This window comes from Streptomyces sp. NPDC001530 (genome assembly GCF_042894545.1).
Classification (GTDB): Bacteria; Actinomycetota; Actinomycetes; order Streptomycetales; family Streptomycetaceae; genus Streptomyces.
In genome coordinates this window covers 185,434-209,777 of the sequence record NZ_JBIAVS010000014.1, presented here as the reverse complement: position 1 = coordinate 209,777, position 24,344 = coordinate 185,434, and the positions used below count along the sequence as shown (strand labels likewise).

The 24,344-nt window shown below is 71.0% G+C and carries 18 protein-coding genes and 1 pseudogene; 12 read left to right on the top strand and 7 right to left on the bottom strand.

Features of this window, described 5'->3' with window-relative positions:
• Positions 1–32 precede the first annotated feature (32 nt).
• Positions 33–995, bottom strand: coding sequence for a 5-dehydro-4-deoxyglucarate dehydratase (locus ACFY0T_RS28805; RefSeq protein ID WP_388876503.1), 963 nt, complete (start codon positions 993–995; stop codon positions 33–35).
• A gap of 107 nt (positions 996–1,102) precedes the next feature.
• On the opposite strand from ACFY0T_RS28805, the gene ACFY0T_RS28800 reads away from it, so the two are divergent.
• Positions 1,103–1,891: an IclR family transcriptional regulator gene (locus ACFY0T_RS28800; RefSeq protein ID WP_388876499.1), complete on the top strand. Its 789-nt coding sequence runs from the start codon at positions 1,103–1,105 to the stop codon at positions 1,889–1,891.
• 65 nt (positions 1,892–1,956) lie between these two features.
• Here ACFY0T_RS28800 and ACFY0T_RS28795 read toward each other — a convergent pair whose 3' ends face one another.
• Positions 1,957–2,475: a hypothetical protein gene (locus ACFY0T_RS28795; RefSeq protein ID WP_388876495.1), complete on the bottom strand. Its 519-nt coding sequence runs from the start codon at positions 2,473–2,475 to the stop codon at positions 1,957–1,959.
• A gap of 53 nt (positions 2,476–2,528) precedes the next feature.
• A complete protein-coding gene (locus ACFY0T_RS28790) occupies positions 2,529–4,148 on the bottom strand; it encodes an acyl-CoA synthetase (protein WP_388876492.1) in 1,620 nt (539 codons plus the stop codon).
• Positions 4,149–4,335: 187 nt separating this feature from the next.
• Between ACFY0T_RS28790 and ACFY0T_RS28785 the strand changes: the two genes are divergently transcribed.
• The 10 genes and pseudogenes from ACFY0T_RS28785 to ACFY0T_RS28740 all read left to right on the top strand — a co-directional run bounded on the left by ACFY0T_RS28785 (position 4,336) and on the right by ACFY0T_RS28740 (position 16,520).
• Entirely contained in the window at positions 4,336–5,136 is an 801-nt protein-coding gene (locus ACFY0T_RS28785) for a crotonase/enoyl-CoA hydratase family protein (protein WP_388876489.1), read from the top strand.
• Between the two features lie 56 nt (positions 5,137–5,192).
• The gene (locus ACFY0T_RS28780; protein ID WP_388876486.1) at positions 5,193–6,134 is read left to right on the top strand and encodes a Zn-ribbon domain-containing OB-fold protein; all 942 of its coding nucleotides are present in this window, start codon (positions 5,193–5,195) and stop codon (positions 6,132–6,134) included.
• A complete protein-coding gene (locus ACFY0T_RS28775) occupies positions 6,131–7,180 on the top strand; it encodes a thiolase domain-containing protein (RefSeq protein ID WP_388876483.1) in 1,050 nt (349 codons plus the stop codon). Before ACFY0T_RS28780 ends, ACFY0T_RS28775 begins: the two co-directional genes overlap by 4 nt.
• A complete protein-coding gene (locus ACFY0T_RS28770) occupies positions 7,177–8,343 on the top strand; it encodes a thiolase domain-containing protein (RefSeq protein ID WP_388876480.1) in 1,167 nt (388 codons plus the stop codon). Before ACFY0T_RS28775 ends, ACFY0T_RS28770 begins: the two co-directional genes overlap by 4 nt.
• Positions 8,344–8,426: 83 nt before the next feature.
• Positions 8,427–8,669: a DUF397 domain-containing protein gene (locus tag ACFY0T_RS28765; protein ID WP_385168600.1), complete on the top strand. Its 243-nt coding sequence runs from the start codon at positions 8,427–8,429 to the stop codon at positions 8,667–8,669.
• Between the two features lie 357 nt (positions 8,670–9,026).
• A pseudogene (locus tag ACFY0T_RS28760) lies at positions 9,027–9,764 on the top strand (universal stress protein); the annotation flags it as partial.
• A gap of 58 nt (positions 9,765–9,822) precedes the next feature.
• Positions 9,823–10,422, top strand: a complete 600-nt coding sequence (locus ACFY0T_RS28755) for a CGNR zinc finger domain-containing protein (protein WP_388876477.1) — start codon at positions 9,823–9,825, stop codon at positions 10,420–10,422.
• A 145-nt stretch (positions 10,423–10,567) separates the two neighbouring features.
• Complete coding sequence (locus ACFY0T_RS28750; protein ID WP_388876474.1) at positions 10,568–13,456, top strand: AAA family ATPase; 2,889 nt, start codon at positions 10,568–10,570, stop codon at positions 13,454–13,456.
• Between the two features lie 105 nt (positions 13,457–13,561).
• Positions 13,562–14,059 (top strand): hypothetical protein, encoded by a 498-nt coding sequence (locus tag ACFY0T_RS28745; RefSeq protein WP_388876471.1) that lies wholly within the window; start codon positions 13,562–13,564, stop codon positions 14,057–14,059.
• 100 nt (positions 14,060–14,159) lie between these two features.
• Complete coding sequence (locus tag ACFY0T_RS28740; protein WP_388876467.1) at positions 14,160–16,520, top strand: glycoside hydrolase N-terminal domain-containing protein; 2,361 nt, start codon at positions 14,160–14,162, stop codon at positions 16,518–16,520.
• A 125-nt stretch (positions 16,521–16,645) separates the two neighbouring features.
• Here ACFY0T_RS28740 and ACFY0T_RS28735 read toward each other — a convergent pair whose 3' ends face one another.
• Together ACFY0T_RS28735 and ACFY0T_RS28730 are read right to left on the bottom strand one after the other, a co-directional pair.
• Entirely contained in the window at positions 16,646–18,616 is a 1,971-nt protein-coding gene (locus tag ACFY0T_RS28735) for an N-acetylmuramoyl-L-alanine amidase (RefSeq protein WP_388876464.1), read from the bottom strand.
• Between the two features lie 267 nt (positions 18,617–18,883).
• Positions 18,884–20,026, bottom strand: a complete 1,143-nt coding sequence (locus ACFY0T_RS28730) for an aminoglycoside phosphotransferase family protein (protein ID WP_388876461.1) — start codon at positions 20,024–20,026, stop codon at positions 18,884–18,886.
• A 232-nt stretch (positions 20,027–20,258) separates the two neighbouring features.
• Here ACFY0T_RS28730 and ACFY0T_RS28725 point away from each other — a divergent pair, with 232 nt between their 5' ends.
• Positions 20,259–21,758: a hypothetical protein gene (locus tag ACFY0T_RS28725; protein ID WP_388876458.1), complete on the top strand. Its 1,500-nt coding sequence runs from the start codon at positions 20,259–20,261 to the stop codon at positions 21,756–21,758.
• Positions 21,759–21,833: 75 nt separating this feature from the next.
• Here the strand turns inward: ACFY0T_RS28725 and ACFY0T_RS28720 are convergent, their stop codons facing one another.
• Positions 21,834–23,300 (bottom strand): PP2C family protein-serine/threonine phosphatase, encoded by a 1,467-nt coding sequence (locus ACFY0T_RS28720; RefSeq protein WP_388876456.1) that lies wholly within the window; start codon positions 23,298–23,300, stop codon positions 21,834–21,836.
• A 283-nt stretch (positions 23,301–23,583) separates the two neighbouring features.
• On the bottom strand, positions 23,584–24,264 hold the full coding sequence (locus ACFY0T_RS28715) for a TetR/AcrR family transcriptional regulator (protein ID WP_388876453.1): 681 nt from the start codon (positions 24,262–24,264) through the stop codon (positions 23,584–23,586).
• Positions 24,265–24,344 lie beyond the last annotated feature (80 nt).

Genomic DNA, 24,344 nt, shown 5'->3' with positions numbered 1-24,344 from the left:
GGTGCTTTTGGGCGCGGCAGCTGCCGGGATCGTCAGGCCGGTCGGCGGCGCACCGTTCCGACCAGGTCAAGCCCGTGGTCGAGGATCTTCTCCAGCTCCGCGAGGTCGGCCGGCCCGGGGTCGGTGAGTGGGGCGCGTACCGGACCGACCGGGAGGCCGCGCAGCCGGGCGGCGGCCTTGACCAGCGATACGGCGTAGCCCGGCACCCGGTCGCGCAGCTCGGCCAGCGGGACGTAGAAGTCGCCCAGGAGCTTGTGCACGGTCGCGTCGTCACCGTCGCGCAGAGCGGCGAAGAAGGCGTTCGCGATCTCGGGCGCGAAGGCATGGACGGCCGATGAGTAGGCGGGGACACCGACCGTGGCGTACGCGCGGGCCTGGATCTCGGCGGTGGCGGCGCCGTTGAAGAAGAGGAAGCCGTCGGGGGCGGCGAGCGTGAGGCGCTGGAGCCGGTCGAGGTCGCTGTGTCCGTCCTTGAGGCCGATGACGGTGGGGATCTCCGCGATCCGGCGCAGGCCCTCGGGGGTGAAGGCGACCGGCCCGCGCTGGTAGGCGATGAGCGGCAGCCGGGTGCCGGCGGCGATCCGGCGCAGCTGCTCGACCAGTCCGTCCTGCGGGGCCTCGACCAGGTAGTGGGGCAGCACCAACAGGGCGTCCACGCCCGCCTCCTCCGCGGTCCGGGCGAACCGCAGCGCCTGCCCCCACCCATAGCCGATGCCGGCGACCACGGGCATCCGGCCGTCGGCGATCTCGACCGTGGCCTCGACGACCGCGCGGTACTCGTCCTCGTCCAGCGCGCTGAACTCGCCGGTTCCGCAGGCGGGGAACACCGCGCCCGGCGCGGTGGCCAGCTGGGCGGTGAGGTAGGCCCGGTACGACTCCAGGTCGAGGCCCCCGTCGTCCCGGAAGCTCGTGAGCGGGAAGGACAGCACCCCGCCCGCCATGCCGTCCCGCAGCCGCGCGACCACGCTCTCGACCTCCGCGCTGAACCCTGTCATCAATCTCATCCCTATATGCAGATGGTGTCTATGTATGAGAATGGAGGCTAGGTTCGTGAACCCCATGAGGTCAATGGGTGCGACGGCGCGGAATTACGATGGGGCCCATGCCGGAGAGCACAGGGGTCCGCGGAGTGAAGTCGGCGGCCCGTACCGTGGCGCTGCTGGAACTGCTCGCCGATCGCGGCGACCGGCCCTCGCGCCTGGACGAACTCGCCGCGGAGCTGGGCGTGCCGCGCAGCAGCATGTACCAGCTGCTGCAGACCCTCGTCGACTGCGGCTGGGTGCGCTCGGACACCACCGGCTCCCTTTACGGCATCGGGATCCGCGCGCTGCTCACGGGCACCAGCTACCTCGACAGCGACCGGTACGTACGGATGGTCCGCCCCTACCTCGACGAGGCCTCGGACGCGCTCGGCGAGACGATCCACATGGCACGGCTCGACGGCGCGAACGTCGTCTATCTCGCGACCCGCGAGTCCCACGAGTACCCGCGCACCATCAGCCGCGTCGGCCGCCGGATCCCGGCCCACGCCGCCGCGCTCGGCAAGGCCCTCCTCGCCGAGCGCCCCGACGGCGATCTCCCGCTCCCCGCCGGCCCGTTGACCGCCCTCACCGAGAACACGCACACGGACCGCGCCACCCTGCTCGCCGACCTCGCCGGAGTGCGCGAGCGCGGCTACTCCATCGACCGCGAAGAGACCGTGCCCGGCATCGCGGGCTTCGGCTTCGCCCTGCGCTACGACACCCCGGCCACCGACGCCATCAGCTGCTCGGTCCCGGTGAGCAGACTCACCGAGGACCACGAGACCCGCATCGTCTCCGTCATGCGCGAGATCCGGACGAAGATCGAGACCCTGCTGCCGCCCGCTTCAGGGGCTCCCGACTGGCGTTGACCCGGCCTCGGTGGCGCCGCTCCCGCTGAGCGGTGCGCGCGAGAGGACCCGTGACTGATCTCGTACTACTTCTTGAGCTTCTCCAGCATGTAGAGGCTCCGTGAATCGGGGTCGCCGAACAGGAAGAAGAGGGCCAGCCGCCCCTTCTTGTCACGGTCCGTCTCCAGCGTCCATGTGTATCGCTCGGGCGCGGGATTCCCGCTGTCTGTTGGGGCGTCCTTCGGATCGTGACGCTCCTCCACCGCGGTGCGGTCCGCGAGACTCAGGCGCACATGCTGACCGTCGCTCCAGCCGGCATCGGCGTCGGTCAGTTGCCATGTCCCCGTACCCGAGAGCCGCCACCGGTCGTAGAAGTCGAACTCCTGTCCGTCCAGCAGGGTGATGACGGCCTTGCCGTCCGGCTTCAGCGTGATGCGCGTTCCGTCGACGCAGTGCCAAGTCCCCACGACCTCGGTCGGCCGCACGTCCGAAACTCCCTGAACCGAGTCGTACATGTGGGGATTGCAGCCCGTCAGCAGCATGGCCGACAGCGTGGCGGGGACCGCCGCCCACGCGAGCGTACGTCGTGGCCTCGTCGTCTTCACACGAGCATCATGCCAGATGGTTGAACGCGTTCAATTCCATGGTGGGGCGGCGGTCAGTGAGCCGCCTCCGCCGCGACCGTCCGAGCCCACCGGTAGTCCGCCTTCCCGCTCGGCGACCGCTGGATGGTGTCCGTGATGACGAGTTGGCGGGGGATCTTGTAGCCCGCGAGGTGGGTGCGGCAGTGGGTCTGGATGTCCTCCAGGGAGGGCCGCCCCGCGCCCTCGCGGAGCTGGACGACGGCTGCCACGTGGTTGCCCCACGTCTCGTCGGGCACCCCGGCGACCAGGGCGTCGTACACGTCCGGGTGGGATTTGAGGGCTTGCTCGACCTCTTCCGGATAGACCTTCTCACCACCGGTGTTGATGCACTGGGAGCCGCGGCCGAGGACGGTGACGATGCCCTCCTCGTCGACCGTGGCCATGTCGCCGAGGAGCACCCACCGCTCGCCGTCCTTCTGGAAGAACGTATCGGCGGTTTTCTTCGGGTCGTTGTAGTAGCCGAGGGGTACGTGGCCGCGCTGTGCCACCCGCCCCGGCTCACCGACCGCGACCGGCTCGTGGGTGACCGGATCCACCACCTGTGTACGGGAGTTGACGCGCACCCGGAAGCCGCGCTCCGGGCCCGAGTCCGGCGTCGCCGTGCCGTTGAAGCCCGACTCCGACGAGCCGAAGTTGTTGAGCAGCATCACGTTCGGCACGAGCGCCTGGAACTGCTCGCGCACCGTATCCGACATGATCGCGCCGGAGGAGGACACGCTGAACATGGAGGAGCAGTCCGTGCCCTTCATGGGCCCGTTCAGCGCGTCGATCAGGGGCCGCAGCATCGCGTCGCCCACCAGCGACATGCTGGTGACCCTCTCCTTCTCGATCGTCCGCAGGACTTCCTCCGGCACGAACTTGCGGTGGATCACGATGCGTTGGCCGAAGTTGAAGCCGATGAAGGCGGTGAGCGTCGAGGTGCCGTGCATCAGCGGGGGAGTGGGGAAGAAGGTGATCCCCTCGCCGCCGGCCGCGACGCGCTCGGCGAGTTCCTCGGGCTTCTTGACCGGCTCGCCCGTCGGAGCGCCACCGCCGAGCCCGGAGAAGAACAGGTCCTCCTGACGCCACATCACCCCCTTGGGCATCCCCGTCGTGCCGCCGGTGTAGATGATGAACTGGTCGTCCGCCGAGCGCGGTGGGAAGCCCCGCTCCGGTGATCCGGCGGCCTCGGCGTCCGTGAAGTCCACCGCGTCCAACGCGACCGCGCCCGGCGCCGGGGATCCCACCCGTACGAGATGCCGCAGCGACGGTGCGTGCGGCAGCGCGGCCGCCACCCGGTCCGTGAACTCCGCGTCGAAGACCAGGGCCACCAGATCAGCGTCACGGTAGAGGTAGACCAACTCCTCTTCCACATAGCGGTAGTTGACGTTGACCGGCACGATCCGCGCCTTCAGGCAGCCCAGCACCGTCTGCAGGTACTCGACGCCGTTGTAGAGGTGGAGACCGAGGTGCTCGCCGGGGCGTATGCCGCTGTCGATCAGGTGGTGCGCGATGCGGTTCGCGGCCGCGTCCAGCTGCGCGTACGTCAGCCGGCGCTCCGCACCTGTGCCGGGGTGGTCGATGTACACGAGCGCCTCACGGCCCGGGACCACGTCGACGACCGACTCGAACAGGTCGGCAAGGTTGTACTCCACCGCTCCTCCTGACCCCGGCAACCATCGACAAAGAGTGCGCATCCATCGGTTCGACGGTCATCAGAGCAAAGCCCGACCCAACTGTGAAGGGTCCTGGCAGAAGAAATCTGACTGTCTGTCAGAAAACCCTTGTACTGGCTCGGCGCCTCCTGCAACCTGTTCTCGTTCCTGAGACGGGAGGACGGCAATGGGTGGGACGGAACACCTCACCGTGCAGCGCGAAGGCGCCACACTGGTGCTCACGCTCAACAGGCCCGAGGCCAAGAACGCACTCTCGCTGCCGATGCTGGTCGGCCTGTACGACGGCTGGATCGAGGCCGACGAGGACGACGCGATCCGCTCGATCGTGCTCACCGGCGCGGGCGGTGCCTTCTGCGCCGGGATGGACCTCAAGGCGCTGGCCGGACAGGGCATGGAGGGCCAGCACTACCGGGACCGGCTGAAGGCCGACCCCGATCTGCACTGGAAGGCGATGCTGCGCCACCACCGGCCCCGCAAGCCGGTGATCGCCGCCGTCGAGGGGTACTGCGTCGCCGGTGGCACCGAGATCCTCCAGGGCACCGACATCCGCGTCGCCGGTGAATCCGCGACCTTCGGGCTCTTCGAGGTCAAGCGCGGCCTGTTCCCGATCGGCGGCTCGACGGTCCGGCTGCAACGGCAGATTCCACGCACCCACGCCCTGGAAATGCTGCTCACCGGGCGCCCGTACGCGGCCCAGGAGGCCGCCGGAATCGGTCTCATCGGCCATGTCGTCCCCGACGGCACCGCGCTGGACAAGGCCCTCGCCATCGCCGAGCAGATCAACGCCTGCGGCCCGCTCGCCGTCGAGGCCGTCAAGGCGTCCGTGTACGAGACCGCCGAGATGACCGAGACCGACGGCCTCGCCGCCGAGCTGAAGCGCGGCTGGCCGATCTTCGACACCGCCGACGCCAAGGAGGGCTCCCGAGCCTTCGCCGAGAAGCGCCCGCCCGTCTACCGGCGCGCCTAGGAGTGATCCGAAAGGCAGGCCCCAGCCCTCCGAAGGATCCGAAGGAGACATCCAGGATGCCCGAAGTCCTCAAAGCCCCCCTCGTCGTCGAGTTCCCCTTCACCCGCTCGCTCGGCCCCGTCCAGAGCGCCTTCCTCACCGGCCTGCGCGAGCGCGTCGTCCTCGGCGTGAAGACCGCGGACGGCCGCACCCTCGTCCCGCCGGTCGAGTACGACCCGGTCACCGCCGAGGAGATACGCGACCTGGTCGAGGTCGCCCCCACCGGCACCGTCACCACCTGGGCCTGGAACCACGAACCCCGCCGAGGCCAGCCCCTCGACACCCCCTTCGCCTGGGTCCTGGTCACACTCGACGGCGCCGACACGGCGCTGTTGCACGCCCTCGACGCCCCGGGCCCCGACGCCGTACGCACCGGCCTGCGCGTCCGCGTCCGCTGGGCCGAGGAACGCTCCGGTGCCATCACGGACATCGCCTGCTTCGAGCCGTACGACGGCGACCCGCCGGAACTCACCGGTCACGACGGCCAGTTCGAGGACCTGGTGACCGGCATCGTCGCCCCCGCCCGCCTCGACTACGTCTACTCGCCCGGCCGCGCCCAGTCCGGCTACATCAACGCCCTCGCCGAGCAGCGGACGGTCGGCGAGCGCTGCCCGTCCTGCCGCAAGGTGTACGTCCCGCCGAGGGGTGCCTGCCCCACCTGTGGTGTGGCCACATCCGAGCAGGTGGAAGTGGGTCCGCGCGGCACCGTCACCACGTACTGCATCGTCAACATCAAGGCGAAGAACCTCGACATCGACGTGCCGTACGTCTACGCGCACATCGCCCTCGACGGCGCCGACCTCGCGCTGCACGGCCGGATCGGCGGCATCCCCTACGACCAGGTGCGGATGGGCCTGCGCGTGGAGCCCGTGTGGACGGAAGGCGGCCGCTATCCCGACCACTACCGGCCGACCGGCGAACCGGACGCGGACTACGAGACGTACAAGGAGCTGCTGTGACCCGCGAGATCGCCGTCGTCGCCTTCGCGCAGACCGACCACCGGCGCACCAGTGACGAGCTCTCCGAGGTGGAGATGCTCATGCCCGTCCTGCACGGCGTCCTCGACCAGACGGGCCTGAAGACCAGTGACATCGGCTTCACCTGCTCCGGCTCCACGGACTACCTCGCGGGCCGCGCCTTCTCCTTCACCATGGCGCTCGACGGGGTGGGCGCCTGGCCGCCGATCTCCGAGTCGCACGTCGAGATGGACGGCGCCTGGGCGCTGTACGAGGCGTGGACGAAGTTGCTCACCGGGGACGCCGACACCGCGCTCGTGTACGCGTACGGCAAGTCCTCGCCCGGCTCCGTACGCGACGTCCTGACCCGGCAGCTCGACCCGTACTACGTGGCGCCCCTGTGGCCGGATTCCGTCGCGCTCGCCGCCCTCCAGGCGCAGGCGCTCATCGACGCGGGCGAGACCGACGAGCCCGCGCTCGCCGGCGTCGCCGCCCGCAGCCGCGCGGCGGCGGAGGCCAACTCCCATGCTCAGCTGAGGGGTTCGGTGGCGCAGGGCGATTACGTCGTACGTCCGCTGCGTACCGGCGACTGCCCGCCCGTCGGCGACGGTGCCTCCGCCGTGATCCTCGCGGCGGGGGAGCGGGCCCGTGAACTGTGCGAACGGCCCGCCTGGATCCGGGGCATCGACCACCGCATCGACGCGCACGGCCTCGGCGTACGCGACCTGACCGACTCGCCGTCCACGCGCCTGGCCGCCGAGAAGGCCGGCGCCTTCGAACGGCCCGTCGACACCGCCGAGTTGCACGCCCCCTTCACCTCCCAGGAGGTGGTCCTGCGCAAGGCGCTGCGGCTCGACGAGAGCGTGACAGTCAACCCCTCCGGGGGTGCGCTCGCCGCCAACCCGGTGATGGCGGCCGGGCTGATCCGGATCGGTGAGGCCGCCGCGCGCATCCACTGCGGCGCGTCCGATCGGGCGCTCGCCCACGCCACTTCAGGTCCCTGCCTCCAACAGAACCTGGTCGCCGTACTCGAAGGGGACGCCCGATGAGCAAGGAGCCCGTGGCCGTCGTAGGCATCGGCCAGACCAAGCACGTGGCGGCCCGACGGGACGTGTCCCTCGCGGGACTGGTCCGCGAGGCGGCCGGGCGGGCCCTGGAGGACGCCGAGTTGACGTGGGCCGACATCGACGCCGTGGTGATCGGCAAGGCGCCCGACTTCTTCGAGGGCGTCATGATGCCGGAGCTGTACCTCGCCGACGCGCTCGGCGCGGTCGGCAAGCCGATGCTGCGGGTGCACACGGCAGGCTCCGTCGGCGGATCGACGGCCCTCGTCGCCACCAGCCTCATCGCGGGCCGCGTCCACAGCACCGTCCTGACCCTCGCCTACGAGAAGCAGTCCGAGTCGAACGCCATGTGGGGCCTTTCGCTGCCGATCCCTTTCCAGCAGCCGCTGCTGGCCGGCGCGGGCGGTTTCTTCGCGCCTCACGTGCGCGCGTACATGCGACGCACCGGTGCGCCCGACACGGTCGGCTCCCTGGTCGCGTACAAGGACCGCCGCAACGCGCTGAAGAACCCGTACGCCCATCTCCACGAGCACGACATCACGCTGGAGAAGGTCCAGGCCTCGCCCATGCTGTGGGATCCGATCCGCTACTCGGAGACCTGCCCGTCCTCCGACGGGGCGTGCGCGATGATCCTCACCGACCGTGCGGGGGCGGCCCGTTCACCGCGGCCCGCCGCCTGGATGCACGGCGGCGCGATGCGCAGCGAACCGACTCTCTTCGCGGGCAAGGACTTCGTGTCGCCGCAGGCCGGCAAGGACTGCGCGGCCGATGTGTACCGGCAGGCGGGCATCGCGGACCCGCGCCGTGACATCGACGCCGTCGAGATGTACGTGCCGTTCTCCTGGTACGAGCCGATGTGGCTGGAGAACCTCGGTTTCGCCGAGGAGGGCGAGGGCTGGAAGCTCACCGAGTCCGGGGTGACGGAGCTGGACGGGGACCTGCCCGTCAACATGTCGGGCGGGGTCCTCTCCGCCAATCCGATCGGCGCCTCCGGCATGATCCGCTTCGCCGAAGCGGCACTTCAGGTGCGCGGGCGGGCCGGAGAACACCAGGTGGACGGGGCCCGCAGGGTGCTGGGCCACGCCTACGGCGGCGGATCCCAGTTCTTCTCGATGTGGCTGGTCGGGGCCGCGCCGCCCGCCTCCTGAAACCGTCCCCCTCACGTGGCCTGTCCGCCGCCCGAACCGATCGCTAGGCTGGCGGCGGACGACGAACCGGGAGGAGCACGGACGTGGCCGAAAGCACCATCGAGCAGCACCCGCTCGCGGGCTGGGACAAGCCGGAGCTGGACCTCAGCAAAGCCGAGTGGCAGTCCAGCAGCCGAGGGCGGGGAGACGTCCAGATCGCTTTTGTCGAGGGCTTCATCGCGATGCGCAACAGTGGCCGCCCCGAGAGCCCTTCCTTGATCTTCACCCCCGCGGAGTGGGGCGCGTTCGTGTCGGGGGCGCGCGAGGGGGAGTTCGATCTGACGTGAGCCAACGCCTCACCAGGGGTGATGCCTTTGCGGACCTGAGTCAGGCTCACCAGTCGGATTAGCCAACCGTAGTGATGCTGTGGCAGAGTGTGACGTGCACGCCCGGCGCCCAGGCGACGTCGGGCACCCTCCCCGGTCAGAACGTACGTGCCTGACCGGTCAGCGTCCGGAGGGACGTGCCACGCGGGCCGGCGGCTTTGTCCATCGGCACCAGGGCACGAAGACGATTGGCGGCACGGGGGTTCCTCGCGTTCCGGTCCTGTGCAACCCACGGGATCGCTAAGCCAATCAGAGACGCTGGCCCCAGGAAGGTTCCGCGCCGAGCCTGGGTGTGGCCCGGCTCCTGCCCGCCGGACCCCGGATCGGGTCGACGACCCCGTGCTCGACCAGGTGCGCTCGTATCTGGCGGGCCGGGGCGACCCGCCGACGACGGCGTATGTCGCTCTGGACGGCGCACCCAGTGTCGAGCTGCCCGCACTCGGCTCCGCCGCCCAGCTGTTGGTGCTCGGTTCCCGCGGCCGCGGTGGCTTCGCCAGCCTGCTGCTCGGTTCCAACGGGATGGCCGCGGCGCGCGACGCGGAGTGCCCCGTCGTCGTGGTGCCGCGCCCCGGGCGCGAGGTGCCCGACGCGCCCCCGGTGGCACCGGGGGCGCGTGTGGTCGTCGGCCTGCACGTCGACAACCCCGACGAGGCCACGCTCGCCTTCGCGTTCGAGGAGGCGGCCCTGCGCGATGCCCGCGTCCAGGTGGTCGCCGCGTACGCTTGGCCGGTCCTGTCGTGGGCCGTGCCCGGCGACTTCGCGCCGGCGACCCTCGACCAGGACGCCGTCGAGGGCGAGACCCGGACCCTGGCCGACGGCTTCGTCGCCCCGCACCGCGAACGGCACCCCGACGTCCACGTCGATCTGTACGTGGCGCCGGGAGACGCGGCCGGCAACCTCGTTGGGGCCTCCAAGGACGCCGAACTCGTCGTCGTGGGCCGCCACCGCCGCCGGCTCCTCGCACCCGCCCGCATGATGGGGTCGGTCACCCACGCCGTACTGCTGCACGCGGCGAGCCCGGTCGCCGTGGTGCCGCCGAGGGCCGCCGAGGAGTGAGCCCCCTCCTCGTGCTCCTCGTGCGTTAATGGAAGCCGGGGTGCCTATCATTAGCGCCATGGGGGACTCGACCAGCGGGGACGCCCGGCTCGCCCTGGACCTCGTCCTGACCATCCGGCACGACGGCCACGGCGGGGTCGCCGGCGACCTCACCGACCCCGCCGGGCTGACGGCCTGGGTCCACGCGCACCCCGACGCCCTGCCGGGAGCCGACCGTTTCGTCGCCGATCCGGCGACGCTCACCGCCGTCCGCGACCTCCGCGCCGCCGTCCGCGCCCTCTTCGCGCACGCCGTACGCCCGGGGGAGCCGAGCCCGGCCGACGCCGCCCGGCTGCTGCCCGTACCGCAGGCCGTGGAGCGCCTCAACGCGGCGGCGGCGCTCGCCGCGACCGTCCCCGTTCTCGTCTGGACCGAGGACGCCGACCCGGTCGTACGCGAGAAGGCCGCGAGCGGTGCCGTCCCCCTCACGGCCGTCCTCGCCCGCGCCGCGATGACCTTCCTCGCGAGCCCCGACCGGCACCGCCTGCGCGCATGCCACGCGCCGCGCTGCGTGCGGTACTTCATCAAGGAACATCCGCGCCAGGAATGGTGCACACCGTCGTGCGGAAACCGCGCCCGGGTCGCCCGGCACCACGAGCGGCACAAGAAGTCCGCGTAGGCCGAAGGTCGTTGTCCGACCGTTCCGGTCAAAAGTGGTCGAGAGGGCGCCGTCGGGTCGCTCGGGGCGTACGCTGAGGTGCCTGAAGGTCACGGTGCGCACCCGCTCCCCGCGCCGGCTGCACCGCCGTGGCAGGGGGTGCGGTATGGGACAGCGCAGCGTACGGAGCCGGACGACGCTATTCGAGCGCGAGAGTGAACTCGCCGCCGTCGACGAGGCGTTGAGCGAGCTCACCGGGCTGGGCAGGGATGGTGGTGAGTCACCGGAGCGCCCCCGCGGCGCGCTCCTCGCCTTCGCTGGACGGGCCGGCATTGGGAAAACCACCCTTCTTACCGAAGTGCGGCGGCGCGCCGCAGCCAAGGGCTGCACCGTCCTGTCCGCGCGCGGCGGCGACCAGGAGCAGCGCGTCGCCTTCCACGTCGCCCGGCAGCTCCTGCAGCCGCAGCTCGCCGGATCACCGGAGCCCGAACTCCGAGCCCGGCTCGGGAGTTGGTACGCGATCGTCGGCCCCGCGCTCGGCCTGTGCGCGCCGGCCGAGGGCGCCCCGCCCGACCAGCAGGGACTGCGCGACGGCCTCGACTGGGTGCTCACACATCTCGCAGTGCAGCGCGCCCCGATGGTGCTCGTCCTCGACGACGCGCACTGGGCCGACCCGGAGTCGCTGAGCTGGCTCGCCGCGTTCGCGCCGCGCGCCGAGGACCTCCCGCTGCTGCTCGTCGTCGCCTACCGGCCGGACGAACTCCCCGACCACGCCGAGGCGTTCAGAGGTCTGCCCGGCCGCGCGGGCCAGCGCCCCATCGACCTCGAACCGCTCAGCGCGGCGGCTGTCGCCCGACTCGTACGGGAGGATCTCGGCACCCAGGCCGACGACGCGTTCTGCCGCGAGTGCTGGGCGGTCACCGCGGGCAACCCCTTCGAGGCGGTCGAGCTGACCGCGAAGGTACGCGACCGCGGGCTGACCCCGACGGAGGCCGGGGCGCATCTGCTGCGCGACCTCGCCGCCGCCGTCAAGGGCAGCGGCCTGATCGCCCGCATCGAACGCCTCGGCACCGCCACCGTCCGCTTCGCCTGGGCCTGCGCCGTGCTCGGCACCGAGATCCATCCGCCGCTCGCCGCGGCCGTCGCGGGCCTCGGCTCCGAGGAGGCCGCCGACGCGGCGGACGCCCTGCGCGGCGCCCGCATCCTCACCGGCCCCGTGACTGCCGCGGGCACTCTGGAATTCGTCCACCCGCTGATCGCCACCGCCGTCTACCGCGCCATCCCCGGCGGCGTCCGCGTCGCGCTGCACGGCCAGGCCGCCTGGTGCGTCATCGACGAAGGCCTCGGCGCGTCCGCCGCCGCCCGCCACCTCCTGGAGACCCACCCCGACGGCGACAGCTGGGTCGTCCAGCAACTGCGCGCAGCCGCCCGCGAGACCCTCCGCGCCGGAGCCCCCGACGCCGCCCGCCGCTATCTCGCCCGTGCTCTGCGCGAACCGCCGCCCTTCGAGGACCGGGCCGCCGTCCTGTACGAACTGGGCAGCGCCTCCCTGCTCACCGAACCGGCGACCACCGTCAACCATCTGCGCGCCGCCCTCGAAGAACCCATCGCCGGCCCGGAGCTGCGCCACCACATCGTCTACCGCCTCTCCCAGGTCCTCGCCCACAGCGACCGCCTCGCCGAGGCCTCCGAGACGCTCGCCCGCGAGATCCGGGTGACCGGCGACGCCCGGGTGCGGCTGCGCATGCAGTCCGAGCAGTTCATGTGGGACGCGTTCCGTGCCGACGAACCCGGCTCGCCCGCCCGCTCCCGCCGCCTGGCCCGCCTCGCCGACCGGCTCCCCGGCCGCGACCTCACCGAGCGCTACGTCATCGGCCTGCGCGCCTGGGACGCCACCCTGCGCGGTGAACCCGCCCACATCGCCCTCCACCACGCCGAACGCGCGCTGGCCGGAGGATTGGGCTGGGCCGAGGCCGACCGCGGCTTCGAAGTGCCCGTCCTCGTCGCCCTCACCTTCATGTACGCGGACCGCCCGGGGCGCACCGAGGAGCTCTTCGCCACCGGAATCGCCGACTTCGAGGCCCAGGGCTGGCACGGCGCCCACCTCTCCTTCGGCTACACCCTGCTCGCCTACCTGCGCTACCGCCGCGGACGCCTCGCCGAGGCCGAGGACTTCGTACGGGCGGGCCTGCGGCTCGCCGAGCGCGTCGGGCCCGGCACCCCGGTTCACTGGTACGCCGTCAGCATCCTCATCGAGATCCTGCTCGCCCGCGGCAGGATCACCGAGGCGGCGCAGGCCGGCGAGGACCACGCGTTCGGGGCGCCCTTCCCGGCCGCCGTGACCTTCCCCGATGCCCAGACCGTGCACGGCGAACTGCTGCTCGCCCGCGGCCTCACCAAGGACGCCGCCGCCGAGCTGGCCGCGGCCGGACGCCGGCTCGACCCGCGCGGCATGCGCAACCCCGCCTGGTGCCCCTGGCAGCTCCACCTCGCCCGCGCGGAGAGCCACGACGCCCCGGAGCGCGCCGTCACCACGGCCCTCGAAGCGGTGAACCGCGCCCGCCAGTACGGCACGCCCTCCGCGATCGGCCAGGCCCTGCGCGCCGCCGCCGAGGTCTCCTCCGGCTCGGCCCGCGTCAAGTTCCTCGAAGAGTCCGTCAGCCATCTGGAGTGCTCCCCGGCCGCGTACGAGCTGGCCTGCGCCCTGGTCGAGCTCGGCACCGAACTGCGCCGCGCCGGACGCCCCAAGGAAGCCGCCGAACACCTCTATCGGGGGCTCGACGCGGCCGTGCAGTGCGGAGCCGACGGGCTGGTCGAGGAGGCCCGCGACGAACTGGCCGCCGCCGGACTGCGGCCACGACGCCTGCACGGCACCGAGACGGACACGCTCACGGCCCGCGAGCGCGCAGCCGCCGCGCTCACCGTCCGAGGCCGCGGCACGGCCGAGATCGCCAAGGAACTGCACACCGACGAGCCGACCGTCGTACGCCTGCTGTCGGCGGTCTATCGCAAGGTCGGCACGGACCGCACGGGACTGGCGGCCGCGCTGGGATAACAGCCGACTGCATGACGACTGCATGACGCGGACAGCCGTTTCCGTTGCCGCTCACAGGGGGCGCCCCCGGGGCCCGGTTCGCGCCCGTGCACGTACCATTGCGGCATGTCCTTCCTCCGCCGCCGCAGCGCCACGCCCGCCGGGCCCGACTTCGATGTTCTGGCCATGGACCCGGGTGACTGGCCGGGCAATCTCGGCGCGGGCCTGCTGCCCGCCCCCGACGGCAGCTGTCAGGGCGTCTTCCTGCGCTACGACCTGTTCGGCGGCCGCGGCCCCGCGATGATCATCGGCAATCTGCCGGAGGGCTCCCCGGCCCGTGACGTCGCCGAGGGCGAGGTCCCCTTCGAGGTGGCCCAGCTGCTGATCGCGTTGGAGAACGACGAGGAGGTCACCGTCACCGGGACCGAGGACATGCCGGTGATGCAGGGCGACAACCTCCTGATCGTGCGCCGCCTCAAGCTCTCCGAGACCCGTATCTCGTGCGTCCAGTTCGACCGCAGCGACAACGTCCTCGTGACCATCGCCGCCTGGGACCGCCCCATCACCGACGACCTGTACGCGCTGCTGAAGCCGCTCCCGGCGGAGCTCTTCCAGCAGGGCTGAACCGTCCCACGAAGGCCTCGTCCGGCCCCCACGGTGTTGGGGTCCGGGCGCTTTGTCATGACCCTTGTCGGTCGGTCATCGGACCCTTACGGTCCGGGTCATGCCACATGAGATATCCCGAAGAACCACGCTGAAGACCGCACTCGGCGGGGCGGGCGGCCTGGCGCTGGGAGGCGGAGCCCTTGTCACGCCCGCAGATGCCGCTGATTCCTCCGATGTATCTCCGGTCCCCTCCGCCTTAGCGCTCTGGTACACGACCCCTGCCTCCGACTGGGAGCGCGAGGCCCTGCCGATCGGAGGCGGCGCGCTCGGCGCCATGGTGTTCGGCACCCTCGCCTCCGAGCGGCTCCAGTTCAACGAGAAGACCCTGTGGACCGGCGGCCCCGGCTCGGTCCAGGGCTACGACTTCGGCAACTGGCGCGCGGCGCGCCCCGGCGCGATCACCGCCGTGCGGGAGCGGATCGACGCCGAGACCGAGGTCGACCCCGACACGGTCGCCGCGCAGCTCGGTCAGGCCCGCGTCGGCTATGGCGCCCACCAGACCTTCGGCGACCTCCAACTCGACCTGCCCGACGCCCCGACGACTCCCGACTCGTACCGTCGCACCCTCGACCTGCGCGAGGCGATCGCCACGGTCACGTACACCTCCCAACAGGTCCGTCACGAGCGGGAGTTCTTCGCCTCCCATCCCGACAACGTCATCGTCGGCCGCCTCACCGGGGGTGTCACCGTCACCCTGCGCTACGCCTCGCGCCGCGCCGACTTCACCGCGACCGCCGTCGGCGACCGCATCACGGTGCGCGGTGAACTCGCCGACAACGGGCTGAAGTTCGAGGCCCAGATCCGTGTCCGGCACGAGGGCGGCAGTCTGGCCGCGAACGCCGACGGCACATTGACCGTCACTGGGGCGGACCGTGCCTGGTTCGTGCTCACCGCCGGTACCGACTACGCCGACACCTACCCCGACTACCGGGGTGACGACCCGCACGCGCGCGTGACGAAGACCGTCGACGACGCCTTCCGCACAGGGTATGTGGTCCTCCGCGCGCGCCACGTCCGTGACCACCGCGCCCTCTTCGACCGCGTCGCGCTCGACATCCGGGCGGACGTCCCCGACATCCCCACGGACCAGCTGCTCGCGGGCTACACGGGCGGCACGAGCCCCACGGACCGCGCCCTCGAAGCCCTCTTCTTCCAGTACGGCCGCTACCTCCTCATCGCCTCCTCGCGCCCGGGCTCACTGCCCGCCAACCTCCAGGGCGTCTGGAACCAGAGCATCGCGCCGCCGTGGTCGGCCGACTACCACGTCAACATCAACCTCCAGATGAACTACTGGCTCGCCGAGGCCGCGAACCTCGCCGAGACGACCGCCCCGTACGACCGCTTCGTCGAGGCGCTGCGCGCCCCCGGGCGGCGTACGGCCAAGGAGATGTTCGGCTCGCGCGGCTGGGTCGTGCACAACGAGACCAACCCGTACGGCTTCACGGGCGTGCACGACTGGCCGACCGCCTTCTGGTTCCCGGAGGCGGCGGCATGGCTGACGGGGCAGCTGTACGAGCACTACCGGTTCGGCGGGTCGACCGACTATCTGCGCTCCACCGCCTACCCCGTGATGAAGGAGGCCGCCGAGTTCTGGCTCGACAACCTGCGCACCGACCCGCACGACGGAACCCTCGTCGTCACGCCCAGCTACTCGCCCGAACACGGCGACTTCACGGCGGGCGCGGCGATGTCGCAGCAGATCGTGCACGACCTGCTCACCAACACGCTGGAGGCGGCGCAGATTCTGGGGGACAGCCCGGCGTTCCGGGAGCAACTCGTCGGCGCCCTCGCCCAGTTGGACCCCGGTCTGCGCATCGGCTCGTGGGGTCAGCTCCAGGAGTGGAAGGCCGACCTGGACGACCCGGCCGACGACCACCGGCACGTCTCGCATCTGTACGCCCTGCACCCGGGCCGGCAGATCGAGCCCGGCAGCCGCTGGGCCGACGCGGCGAAGGCCTCGCTCACCGCGCGCGGAGACGGCGGTACCGGGTGGTCCAAGGCCTGGAAGATCAACTTCTGGGCGCGGCTGCGCGACGGCGACCATGCGCACAGGATGCTCGGCGAACAGCTCAAGTCCTCGACCCTGCCCAACCTTTGGGACACCCACCCGCCGTTCCAGATCGACGGGAACTTCGGCGCGACGTCGGGGATCGTCGAAATGCTGCTCCAGAGCCAGTACGGCGTGATCGAGGTGCTCCCCGCCCTGCCCGCCGCCTGGCCCGACGGCTTTGTCCGCGGGCTGCGCGCCCGCGGCGGTGCCACGCTCGACATCGACTGGGCGCGGGGCCGGGCCACGCGTGTCGTGCTGACGGCCTCAAGGACCCGCGAACTCACCGTCCGCTGCGTCCTGTTGGAGGGAGGCGAAACGACCTTCAAGGCCGTCGCCGGACGGAGCTACGTCTGGGGCGCCAAGGGCTGAGGCGGATCAGCGGAGCTGCTGTGACGTGCCGGTCCTGCGGCTTCCCGGCGCCGCGGGACCTACCGCCGAACACGGTCCGGGGCCGGGTCCGCCGCACGCGGACCCGGCCCCCGCCGTCACGAATGCTACGGAATCACCTTCACGTCCGCGGCCCGCACGAACGCCACCCGGTGCCCGAACTGGATCTCGTAGTACATGTCCGTGCCGGTCACGACCTTGTGCGGTGCGGTGTCGAAGGTCGGCGCGTAGAAGTACTCGCCCGGCACCTTGTCACCGACCGCGTAGCGCTGACCCTCGAGCAGCTTGTACGGCAGCGGCGAGACCGACTGGACGGGCACCCCCGTCGGGTACGCCTCCTTCTCCGGGTAGGCGCGCCCGTAGACGGGGATCTCCTTGAGGCCGTCCTTGGGTGTGACGACCGTGCCGGACGCGGTCACCGCCGTCGGCTGCTTCGGCGGGTTCTTGAACCAGGCCTTCTGACCCAGGTACCAGATCGCCGTCCAGTCGCCGTCACGGCCGGCGACCGCATACCGCTGCCCCGTGGAGACGCGCGAGGCGATGTCGTTCACGCCGGTCGTCGAGTCGTCGCCCTTGGGATACAGGCCGATGTCCTTGATGAGGGGCGACGTCTCGTCCGGCTGGGAGTACAGCCGCACCTCGCTGGAACCGTGCGCCGCGCAGGGCTCGCCGTTGGTGACGCAGCCCGTGTACTCAGGCCGGTTCTCGTCGAAGTCCGGCAGTACGGTCACCAGCTCGCCGCCCTGCTTCACGGAGCGGTGGAAGGGGTGCCCCAGCAGCGTGAAGTAGTGCTGCCAGTCCCAGTACGGGCCCGGGTCCGTGTGCATGCCCGGGATGGTCGACGTGGTCGGGCCGGGCACGTTGTCGTGGCCGAGGATGTGCTGCCGGTCCAGCGCGATGGCGTACTTCTTGGAGAGGTACTTCACCAGCCGCGCCGAGGCCCGGTACATCTCCTCGGTGTACCAGGCGTCCGGCGAGGCCAGGAAGCCCTCGTGCTCCAGGCCGATCGACTTGGCGTTGACGTACCAGTTGCCCGCGTGCCAGGCGACGTCCTTGGCCTTCACATGCTGGGCGATGTGACCGTCGGTTGAGCGCAAGGTGTAGTTCCAGGACACATAGGTCGGGTCCTGGACCAGGTTCAGGACGCCGTCCCAGGTGCCTTCCGTGTCATGGATGATGATGTACTTGATGCTCTGCGACGCGGGCCGGTTGCCGAGGTCGTGGTTCCCGTAGTCGCCCTCCCCGAACTCCTGGTACGGAGCCGGAATCCACTCGCAGGACACGTCCTTGGGGCACTCCGTGTCATCGGCGGAGACCGTGCGCAGACCCGCGCGCCGGAGCTGCGCCGTGTCGGGGCTCACCTCGGGCTGGGCTGCGAGGGCGACCTGCTGACCGGAGTCCGTGAGGCGTTCCTCGCCGCCGCGGATCACGTCGTACACGTCATTGGCGTACGTGGCCGCCGTCGCGCTGTCGTCCGCGCCCGAGAAGCGCGCCACCGCCCCGTACCAGTCGGCCGCGTCGTCGCTCAGCGGCTCGCCCAGGTCCTTCTGCGCGGCGGCGAGGAGCGCGGCGCCGCCCTCGACGTTCGCGGCCGCGTCCGTACGCAGCTGCTCCGCCGGGAGGCCGGTGAGCTTCGCCGCCTTCGTCAACGTCTTGAGCCGGGCCGGGAGTTCGGAGCGCTCCGGCACCTTCGTATCGGGCAGAAGGGCCGCGCGCGAGCTGTCGCCACGGGCGTCCTCCGTGCCCTCGCTGTGGTGTGGCGCCTCGGCGATCGCCGTATGGGCGTCGGTGAGGTGCATCGGACCGTAGCCGCCGCTGACGCTCGGGGCACCGGCGTGCGCGTCCCAGCGGGACTGCAGATAGGAGACGGCGAGCAGGACGCTCTGCGGTACGTGGTAGTCGGCGGCCGCGGTGGCGAAGGCCCGCTGCAACTGTGCGGAGGAGGCCTGCTCGGCGGTGCCGGACGGAGCCGCGCCGAGCAGCGGCAGCAGCAGCGCCGCTGAGGCGACGGCGCCCGCGGTCCTGCGCGCGCGTCTGTGCCCGGCGGTGGCCGTGGGGTCGGTGGCGGACCTGTGCAATGCAGCCTCCTGGGACGGTCGAGCGCGGTGGGGCGTGCGAGGGCCGAACTGCGTCAGTGCTACCGGCTCTCCGACGATCCGTCAATCATGCCCAGAAGCAGGCGATTTCCCACGTCAACGGCGGGTGAAAGGGTTTTCGTGGCGGCGGCGACCCGGCCTGCGGGGCGTCAGTGGAGTGGACCAATAATCCGAACGGAGGACACCCGGACATGACGAAGGCCCGCGGTGCGCCCCTGTCCTAGGCGCAATCGCGGACCTCCGTCCCCCTCAGCGAGTGCCGACCGCCGCTCGAACGGCCCGACGGGCCAACTGGCAGTCGTCGTGCAGCCGCCTCAGCAGCAGCCGCTGTTCCTCGCCGGACGGCGCAACACCCGGGTGGGCCGGTCCCGGTGCCGCCGGGGTCGTGTCGTGCATCGAACGCTGCACGGCCGTCTCGTACGTACGGATCTCCCTGGTGAGGACGAGCATCAGGTTCACCAGAAACGCGTCGCGCGCCGCGGGCCCCGCCGACTGCGCGAGCTGGCTGATCTGCCGCCGGGCCACGGGGGCGTCCCCGAGAACCGCCCACAGCGTCGCCAGGTCGTACCCCGGCAAGTACCACCCCGCGTGCTCCCAGTCCACCAGCACTGGACCGGCCGGTGAGAGAAGGATGTTCGACAGGAGTGCGTCGCCGTGACAGAACTGGCCCATGCCCTGACGGCCCGCCGAATGGGCGATGCCGTGCAGCAGCTTCTGCAGATCGCCCATGTCCCGGTCCGTGAGCAGACCCAGCTCATGGAAACGGGAGATCCGCTCCGCGTAGTCCAGGGGGGCGTCGAACGTCCCCGCCGGCGGCCGCCACCCGTTCAACCGGCAGATGGCGCCCAGCGCCGCCCGGATGTCCGCGCGGGGCGGGGCCTCCGCCGGATGCCGCTGCAGCGCGGCCACCCGGCCCGGCATCCGCTCGATCACCAGAGTGCAGTTGTCCGGATCCGCCGCGATCAGCCGGGGCACCCGGACCGGCGGCCGGTGCCGCACGAACGAGCGGTAGGCCGCTATTTCATGCCGGATCCGCTCGGCCCAGATCGGGGAGTGGTCCAGTAAGCACTTGGCGACGGCCGTGCTGCGCCCTGTCGTGCCGACGAGGAGCACGGAGCGTCCGCTGCGGCGCAGCACCTGGACCGGAGCGAACTCCGGGCAGATCCGGTGCACCGACGCGATCGCCGTGCGCAGCTGCGCGCCCTGAGGGCCGGACAAGTCGAGTCTCCCGCTGAGCGGTTGGGTACCGAGTCCCGGAACGCGCCGCGTCCTGCCGGCACCGAGCACGGGGGCCGCCGCCGGGCGCGCGGGGTCGAGGTAGGGGCCGCTGCCGCCCGGGCGGGGGTGCAGCGAACGGGGCGGAGCGGACACGGAGGACGATGCTGCGTACATGGGAGATACAGATCCCTTCGTGTGCCTGCGATTGCCGCGCTACCCGCCCCGGCCGCCCTGGTGCACCCTGGGGAATGTCCCTGAGGCAACCGGGTCGGGGTGGCGCGTTCCTACCTGACACCCGATGCCCAGTGGCACACCATCTGGCGCACCCTGGCGAACCCTGGCGAATAGTCGCTCAGCAACTGACAGACGGTTACTGTCAATTCAGCCGAGAACCTGGGGGCTTGACGTGAACGGACAACCCAACACCCGTCTGTCGGACCTGTTCGGCCTGGCCGGCTGGTCCAAGGGCGAACTCGCGAGGATGGTCAACCGGCAGGCGGCGGCCATGGGCCACCCCCAACTGGCGACCGACACCTCACGGGTGCGGCGTTGGATCGACATGGGAGAGATCCCGCGCGATCCGGTTCCGCGGGTGCTGGCGGCTCTGTTCACCGAGCGTCTCGGCCGTGTCGTGACCATCGAGGACCTCGGTCTGGTCCGGCACGGGCGTGTGGGGAAACGGCAGGGCGGCGGGAGTGCGGAACATCCCGACGGAGTGCCGTGGGCGCCCGAGCGGACTGCTGCGGTCCTCACCGAATTCACGGGAATGGACCTCATGCTCAACCGACGCGGCTTGGTGGGCGCGGGTGCCGCGCTCGCCGCAGGATCCGCACTCAGCACGGCCATGCACGACTGGCTGCACACCGATCCGGCCCTATCCGCCGACGCTCCCCAGTTCGACGATCCCCTGCACGCCGACCCCGCTGGGTTCGACCGCTACGAGGCCGCCCCCATCGGGTCGCAGGAGATCGAGGAACTGGAGCGCTCGGTCGAGGTGTTCCGGGCCTGGGACGCTGCCCGCGGCGGCGGTCTCCAGCGCAAGGCTGTGGTGGGCCAGCTCAACGAAGTGGGAGGCATGCTCTCCTACCGACACCCCGACCATCTGCAGCGGCGCCTGTGGGGCGTCGCCGCCAACCTCGCCGTCCTCGCGGGCTGGATGTCGCACGACGTCGGCCTGGAGCCCACGGCTCAGAAGTACTTCGTCATCGCCGCCCACGCGGCCCGAGAAGGCGGTGACCGGCCCCGCGCGGGGGAGGCGCTCTCCCGAGCGGCTCGCCAGATGGTGCACCTGGGTCGGCCCGACGACGCACTCGACCTCATGAAGCTCGCCAAGTCCGGTTCCGGCGACGAGGTGCTGCCCCGTACCCAGGCCATGCTCTACACCATCGAGGCCTGGGCACAGGCGTCCATGGGCAAGGGCCAGGCCATGCGGCGCACCCTCGGTCAGGCGGAGGACCTGTTCGTCTCCGACCGGGGCGACGTACCTCCGCCGAGCTGGATGCAGTTGTTCGACGAGGCCGACATGCACGGTATGCAGGCCCTCGCCTACCGCACCCTCGCCGAGCACGAGCCGACCGCGGCGGTCACCGCGCAGCGCCATGCGAAGGAGGCGCTCAAGCTGCGCGAGTCGGGCCGGGAGCGGTCGAAGATCTTCGACCACATCTCCCTCGCGTCGGCCTGCTTCATCGCCGACGACCCCGAACAGGCCGACCGGTACGCGCGACTCGCCCTGACGTCGATGGGGGCCAACTCCTCCCACCGCACCTGGGACCGGCTGCGCGAGATGTACCGGCTCACCGGGCAGTACTCCAGCTATCCGAAGATCCAAGACCTGCGTGAGGAGATCAAACTCGCGCTGCCCAAGGGCTCGTTGAAGCCCAGGGGTGGCAACAGCGCGCGGGCGTAAAGGGGCCCGTGTCGGCAATGCGGGTCGGCCGGTCCTGGCGGGGTGGTGATGTGACCCCGGTCGTCAGGAAGGGCGTCAGGAGCTGACCCGGGCGATGAGCACGCAGGCGTCGTCCTCGCGCTCGGACTCGCCGAATTCCTCGACCACCATCCGTACACAGTCCTGGGCCGAGCGGACCCCGTCGAAGCGCGGGGCCAGGTCGAGCAGGCTCTGGACGGCCGCCGTTCCTCCCCCACTCTCGGCTTCGCCCGTGCGGGGGGACCCCCATCGCCACGGCACCAGTCCGTCGGTGTGCAGGAGCAGCAGGTCGCCCTCTTCGAGTGTCTCCTCGGCCTGCCCGTAGGTGGCACCCGATGTCGCCCCGAGCAGCACGCCGTCCGGTGCTGCCAGTGCGCGCCCCGTCCCGTTGCGGAACAGCAGCGGGGCGGGGTGTCCTGCCTGCGCCCAGCTGAGGGTGCGGGTCTTGGGCCGGTAGCGGCCGCAGACGGCGCTGCCGAGGGCCGGCTGGACGGAGGCGTCCAGTAACTGGTTGAGCCAGATCAGGAGTTGACCCGGTTGGGCACCCGTCACGGCCATGCCGCGCAGGGCGCCGAGCAGCATCGCCATGCCCGAAGCGACCGCGACTCCGTGACCAGTGAGGTCGCCCACGCTCAACAGGGTGTCGCCGTCGGGCAGTTCGAGGGCGTCGTACCAGTTGCCGCCGATCAGCGCGCTGGTCGACGACGGCAGATAGTGGGCGGCGAGGTCCAGGGTCGCGGGGCCCCGCTGCGGGAACCGCAGGGAGCCACGCCACGGCGGCAGCACGGCCTCCTGCAGTTCGACCGCGAGCCGGTGCTCGGTCTGCGCGATGTGCCGCGCGCGTTGCAGCGAGTCACGGGTCTCGCTCACCGTCCGCTGGCTGCGGCGCAGTTCGCTGACGTCGCGCAGCACGGCCCACATCGAGGCGGTGCTGCCGTCGGCGTCGAGCACGGGCTCGCCCATCATGTGTACGGTCCGCACCCCGCCGTCGGGGCGCACGATGCGGAATTCTCCGTCGATGGGCTTGGCGTCGATGAGGCAGTCCGTGACCATCGCCGTCAGCATCGACCGGTCCTCGTCGAGCACCAGTGACGGCAGCTCGTCGAGCGTGAGCGGGGGAGCGGCGGGGTCGCGGCCCAGGATCTGATAGAGCTCACCGGACCAACTGGCGTCGTCCGCCAGCAGGTTCCACTCGGCGCTGCCGACCCGGCTCAGCAGCGAGCCGCGCCGGGATGCGGCCGGCACGGCTCGGGCGGCGGGAGCGGCTGAGGGTTGGACAGGTACGGGCGACGGTCCGTCCCGCAGCTGGGCCAAGTGCTCGTCGAGATCATTGAGTTGATGCATCGCCAGATCGCACAGCGCGCGCTGCCAGCGTCCCTGCGGGTCCTCGCCGTCGGCGGGCGCGTCACGCCGTACGGCGTCCACCTCGCCGCGCAGCCGCCGTGTCTGCGAGATGAGCGCTTCGACCGTGCCGCGCTGAGGCGGCTGAGCGGCTGAGCGGTCCGCAGAGAGATGGGAGGGCATGACGTACTCCGATGCGGGGACGGTACGACCAAGGCTGACGGAAGGACCGTTACGACTGTTGCACAGCCCGCGACGCGCTGTAAGGGATTTGGCAACACACGATACGGTGGTGCTTCTGGCATATGCCGCAGTCCTCCCGGACCGGGTGAGCGGTACCGATTCGGTACGCGTCCGGCACGGGCAAGTCGTAGAAAGCGTACGTGACTTGATGGTCTGTCGGGGTGTGCGCACCCGGCGCTCATGCTTCTGTTCGAGGGGTGTTTGTGCGAATCCTTCCCTGGCTTCAGAGCGAGCGCATGAATTCCCGCACCTCGGTGTCGTAGAGGGCGGTCGGTTCGATGCCCATCGAGGTGAAGTTGCCCTCGATCTCCAGGCTCACGAGACCATGCAGGTGGGCCCAGAGCATCGTGGTGCGGGAGGCGACCGCCGGCGGTATGTCCTCGACTCCGTGGCGCTTCATCCACTCCTGGAACTGGGATGCCGGGCCCTCCGGAATCGGCGCGCCCGGTGTGGTGAGGGTGTTCACCACGTTCAGTACGACGTTCATGGCCGGCTGTGAGGCCTCGACGAGGCTCGTGGACTGAGCGTCGTAGCCCTGCAAGGGGGCCCGGAAGAGCAGGCGGTAGCGGTGCGGCTCGGCCAGGGCCCAGTCGCGGTAGGCCTGCACGACTGAAGTCAGCCGTGCGCCCCCGTCCTCCGTCGCCTCGTCGGCCGCGCGGGCGAGGGCGGACGCCAGGTCCCCGTACGCGTCGATGACCAGCTCGGTCAACAGGCTGTCCCGGTTGGTGAAGTAGCGGTAGAGCGCGGGGCCGGTCATGCCCACCTGTTTGGCGATGGCGTTGAGCGACAGCGCCTCCGGGCCTCCCTCGGCCAGTTGCCGCAGTGCCGCGGCCTTGACCTCCTGTCGTACCTGCGCGCGGAACCGATCGCGCAGACCGGGTTCCGTCCGGCTCTCTGCGGCCATGCCATCGCCTCTTCGTCTCTTCTGCGGGTGTCCCTTGACTTACGGAATATAGAGGAGCAAGCTTTAGTTAGAAGCTATCA